Below are 4,517 nucleotides of genomic sequence, written 5' to 3'. Positions count from 1 at the left end.
ATTCCAGATGCCTGAATTTTTAGTTCTTATAATTTTTCAATTTTCTAATATGAACTATGCAACAGATAATATTTGATTCATCACCGGCTTACTTGCTGCTCTGTTTATTTCTGGCGGTGGGCATTGCTTACTTTTTATATCGGGCCAGTCATCCGTGGAGCAAGATGTGGAACCGCATATTGCTGGCGTTGCGGGCGGTATTGCTGTTTGCTTTGTTCTTTCTTTTGCTTGGGCCTATCGTACGACAGATCAGTAATATTTTTGAGAAGCCTTTATTTATTGTATTGCACGATAACTCAGTGTCTGTAAAAGAGACGACCGATTCAACAACCCTTCATGCTGTTGAGAGTCAATTGCGAACAGCGCAGCAACAACTTGAAGAAAAAGGATACGAAGTGGCTGTAAATGATCTGTCAGGTGAACAGGTAAATGCCATATCGTATACGGCTAATGTCACTGATTTGAACGGAGCGCTTCGTAAAATTGCTAATCGTTACGAGGGCAAAAAGATAGCAGGAGTAATCCTGGCGTCCGATGGTGTTTATAATGCAGGAATAACACCACTCTATGCATCCTATACTTTTCCGGTATATACAGTTGGTGTTGGCGATTCGTCAGAGCACGCAGATATCAGTATCAAGAATGTAGCCTATAACAAAATAGCATACCAGGGCAATAAGTTTCCTGTACGTGTGGAGGTAGCTGCGAGGAATATGCCCAATCAATCTGTTAAAGTTTCTCTTTTGCAGCGCGGAAAATTACTGGAGCAACAAACCAAAACAACGAATGGTCAATTATTGGTATATGATTTTCAACCCTTGGCCAACGATCAGGGCATTCAAAAATTGGATATACAGGTTGAAGTAAAGCCCGGTGAATCGAACACACGCAATAATGTGGCTTCAATTTTTGTAGAGGTAGTGGAAGGTAAAAAGAAGATACTCGTGGTATCACCTTCGCCTCATCCGGATATAAAGGCATTGCGTGAAGTGATCGATAAAAACTCAAACTATGAGTTTCTGTTACACATACCACAACTGAATGAGCAGCCGGCCAGCATACTTCAGCCTGAGAAAATCGATCTGGTAATCTTTCATCAGGTGCCCGATCTGCGTGGCGCTACCCGTGCTATATTTCAGCAATTTGTGAAAAGTAAAACATCGTTATTGTTGATCCTTGGAGCACAAACCGATCTGCGTCTTTTGTCGCAGCAAGGTATGCCCGTTAAATTTGATGGCTTCCCCAGAGAGTTTGATGATGTTACACCGGTAGTGAATGCTGCGTTTTCTAATTTTACATTATCGCCGGATATAAACAATATACTTAGTGAATATCCACCGCTATCTGTACATTTTGGAAAGGTAAATATAGCCTTGAGCGCAACACCGCTATTGTTTCAGCGTGTGGGAAGTCTGGCTACACAAAAACCGTTACTGGCTGTAGATGTACAGGATAATCGAAAAACAGGTGTTTTACTTGGAGAAGGTGTATGGCGCTGGCGTTTGAACGAATTTGACCGGACTGAGAATACAGTTGCGTTCGATGAGTTGTTTGGTAAGCTTATACAATATCTTTCAACAACCGAAGATAAACGGAAATTCAGAAGTTACCCGGTTCAGCAAGAGTTTTCAGACACAGAACCTGTAGTATTTGAAAGCCAGGTATACAACGATATATATGAGCCTGTATTCGGAAATACAATTGAAATTGATCTTGCCGATGAACACGGTCAGAAGAAAAGCTATCGGTATGTTACAAGTCCTGGAAATAACCGTTACCAAATCGGAGGGCTTAAAGAGGGGGTTTATCGCTATCGTGCACGTACTACTGTCCAGCAAAAGAATGAAGAAGTGCGAGGCGAATTTGCTGTTGTGCAACGGCAGATCGAATTACAGAATCTCACTGCTGATTTTAACTTACTTCGAAAACTTGCTTCCAATACCGGTGGTAAATTTTATCATGCATCGCAGATCGCAGCGATGCAACAAGATCTGAGTAAGGCAGAAGCCCGTAGTGTAATACATACCGAAGAATCTTATAAAGCTGTAGTAAATCTTAAATGGGTTTTCTTCCTGTTGTTACTACTGATAAGTATCGAATGGTTCTCAAGGAGATATTGGGGAAGCTACTGATAATTAAAATACTGCTGATCAAATAGTCTGACCACAGATCGAAACAAAACGGCAGTACATGAAAAATTTTTGGTTGCTCCCTGATTTAGTGTTTACATTTAGTGAACTTAATACACTACCATGAGCACAAAGAAGAAGGTTGGTATAACTTTGCTTACAGTCCTGATTATTATCCAGTTCATTCGCCCGGCAAAGAATGTATCAGACCAATTGATCACAGCCAATGATATATCGCATACCTATGCCATAAGCGAAGAGGTTCATCAGATTCTGATAAAGAAATGTTATGATTGCCATAGCAACACAACACTATATCCCTGGTATTACAATATCCAGCCCGTTGCCTGGTGGATGGCACATCATGTGAATGAAGGCAAGGATGAGTTGAATTTTTCAGAGTTTAAGAGCTACTCTCAGAAGCGTGCTAACCATAAAATAGAAGAAATATCAGACGCTGTGAATGAAGGCTGGATGCCGCTGGATTCTTATCTGTGGATACATCATGAAGCGGCCATCACCGAATCAGATCGGGCTGCAATCAATGCATGGATAAAGACATTGCCTGTAGTACTGGAAAAGCATTGAATTTTAAAAACGCGTTTATTCATTTTTATGCCCGGAGAAGTTTTTAGTAACTTCCTGAGGCATTTGTATGGTATATCAATTTATCAGCTGTTAAAATTCTATACTCTAAATGAAAAACTATGCGCTGGACAGGAAGAAGACAAAGCTCTAATGTTGAAGATCAACGTGGCCGTGGATTTGGCGGCGGAGGAATGCTGGGCAAAGGCGGACTGGGGTTGGGTGGTATTGTAATCATTGTTGTGATCAGCCTCATTCTCGGCAAGAACCCGCTTACGCTGCTGGAGCAGACCGGTGTAACTTCACAAGATTATGCCACAGATGAATCTGTACAGTCAAGTCCACAATCGGATGAGCAAAAGCAATTTGTCTCTACAGTGCTGGCTGATACAGAAGATGTATGGCATAAACTCATGCCCGATTATCGCGATCCCACACTGGTACTCTTTACGAGTCAGGTAGAATCAGCCTGTGGTATGGCGAGCGCAGCTTCTGGTCCTTTTTACTGCCCTCCGGATGAAAAGCTATATATCGACCTGAGCTTTTATGACGAACTGCAAAATCGTTTCCAGGCACCTGGTGATTTTGCGCAGGCTTATGTTATTGCGCATGAAGTGGGGCACCACGTGCAACATTTACTCGGCATCACCGATAAGATACATGCACAGCAATCGCAATTAAGTGAAGAGGAGTATAATAAGTTATCCGTGCGGCTGGAGTTGCAAGCTGATTTCCTGGCTGGTGTATGGGCACATCACGCCAATAAGATGCAAAACATTTTAGAGCCAGGCGATCTGGAAGAAGCATTACAGGCAGCTTCTGCTATTGGCGATGATCGATTGCAAATGCAGGCACGTGGTTATGTAGTGCCCGATTCGTTTACACACGGTACTTCCGAACAGCGCGTGCACTGGTTCAGGAAAGGTTTTGAAACGGGAGATATTAAACAAGGAGATACTTTTAATGCTACAGATTTGTAGCAAGACTATATATAGTAAAGTATAGATTAAATCCCTGGTCATAATTTGATCAGGGATTTTTTTATGCTGATAAATATCTCCTTATGTTCTGAGTTTAAACATCATTTTTATGTATTAATACCGAGGTGCCAGCCAGTATTTTATTGGGAATGCGTTGTGTGAAATCTCCATTGATGTCCCTGCCTTGTTACGCTAGTTTTGATCTGTACAGAACGCAGTGTTGTTGGATTTTTCGTTGAAGGTCGCTTCTCGTATACCCGGTACGTTGTAATTTTTTCTACCCTAAACTATTTCCTATGAGAAGGCATCTGTCCATCATTTCAATCATCCTGTTGTTGTGGATTTCATCGTGCGATCATGAAGCATCTGTTTCTAAAGTATCCGATCAGCAGAGAATTACCATCACCGATGTTGATCACGACCCTGTAGCCAAAGGCCTGCTTGCAAAACTTCAGCGCAAGGCAACAAACGGACGTGTAAGCAGCATTGAAGAAACCGAGGCATTCTTCAAATATAGCGATCCCGATAGCGGCATCCTCAACTATACCTTCCGTCTGCCCGATGATTCTCCTGAATATTTCGAAAACCTGGTACTATCTCAATATGCCGATGGCTTCTATGGATTTATATATCGCTATATTCCTGATGCGGATTATACCAGCGATGAACCATTCAGAGGTATATTGCAACTGTATAACCTGGATAATCAATTGATTCGAGCGTTCTCCATCCCCTTAATACAAGATAGTATAACGGCCAATGGCAGAACGCAAATCATAGATCGATGTCTGCGAAGCGTTACGCAAACTTGTGTAACTACTTA

At 41.9% G+C, this 4,517-nt stretch carries 4 protein-coding genes; all 4 read left to right on the top strand.

Annotation, left to right across the window (positions count from 1 at the left end; all coding sequences use genetic code 11):
• Positions 1–56: 56 nt before the first annotated feature.
• On the top strand, positions 57–2,132 hold the full coding sequence (locus V7Q33_RS18390) for a hypothetical protein (RefSeq protein ID WP_333820775.1): 2,076 nt from the start codon (positions 57–59) through the stop codon (positions 2,130–2,132).
• Between the two features lie 120 nt (positions 2,133–2,252).
• On the top strand, positions 2,253–2,717 hold the full coding sequence (locus V7Q33_RS18385) for a heme-binding domain-containing protein (RefSeq protein WP_331974625.1): 465 nt from the start codon (positions 2,253–2,255) through the stop codon (positions 2,715–2,717).
• 119 nt (positions 2,718–2,836) lie between these two features.
• Positions 2,837–3,694 carry a KPN_02809 family neutral zinc metallopeptidase gene (gene ypfJ / locus V7Q33_RS18380; RefSeq protein ID WP_331974627.1) on the top strand — a complete coding sequence of 286 codons (858 nt, stop codon included), beginning with the start codon at positions 2,837–2,839 and terminating at the stop codon, positions 3,692–3,694.
• 296 nt (positions 3,695–3,990) lie between these two features.
• A partial coding sequence (locus tag V7Q33_RS18375; protein WP_333820774.1) for a hypothetical protein occupies positions 3,991–4,517 on the top strand: 527 nt, incomplete at its 3' end.

It is taken from the genome of Ohtaekwangia sp. (assembly GCF_036786105.1).
GTDB lineage: Bacteria > Bacteroidota > Bacteroidia > Cytophagales > Cyclobacteriaceae > Ohtaekwangia.
Note: the sequence above shows the minus strand (reverse complement) of the source record. Positions and strands in the feature narration are given on the sequence as shown.

Bases quoted from the DNA above. Each gene is read 5' to 3' on its own strand.
- ypfJ (WP_331974627.1), top strand. From the start codon at position 2,837: ATGCGCTGGACAGGAAGAAGACAAAGCTCTAATGTTGAAGATCAACGT.
- V7Q33_RS18390 (WP_333820775.1), top strand. From the start codon at position 57: ATGCAACAGATAATATTTGATTCATCACCGGCTTACTTGCTGCTCTGT.
- V7Q33_RS18385 (WP_331974625.1), top strand. From the start codon at position 2,253: ATGAGCACAAAGAAGAAGGTTGGTATAACTTTGCTTACAGTCCTGATT.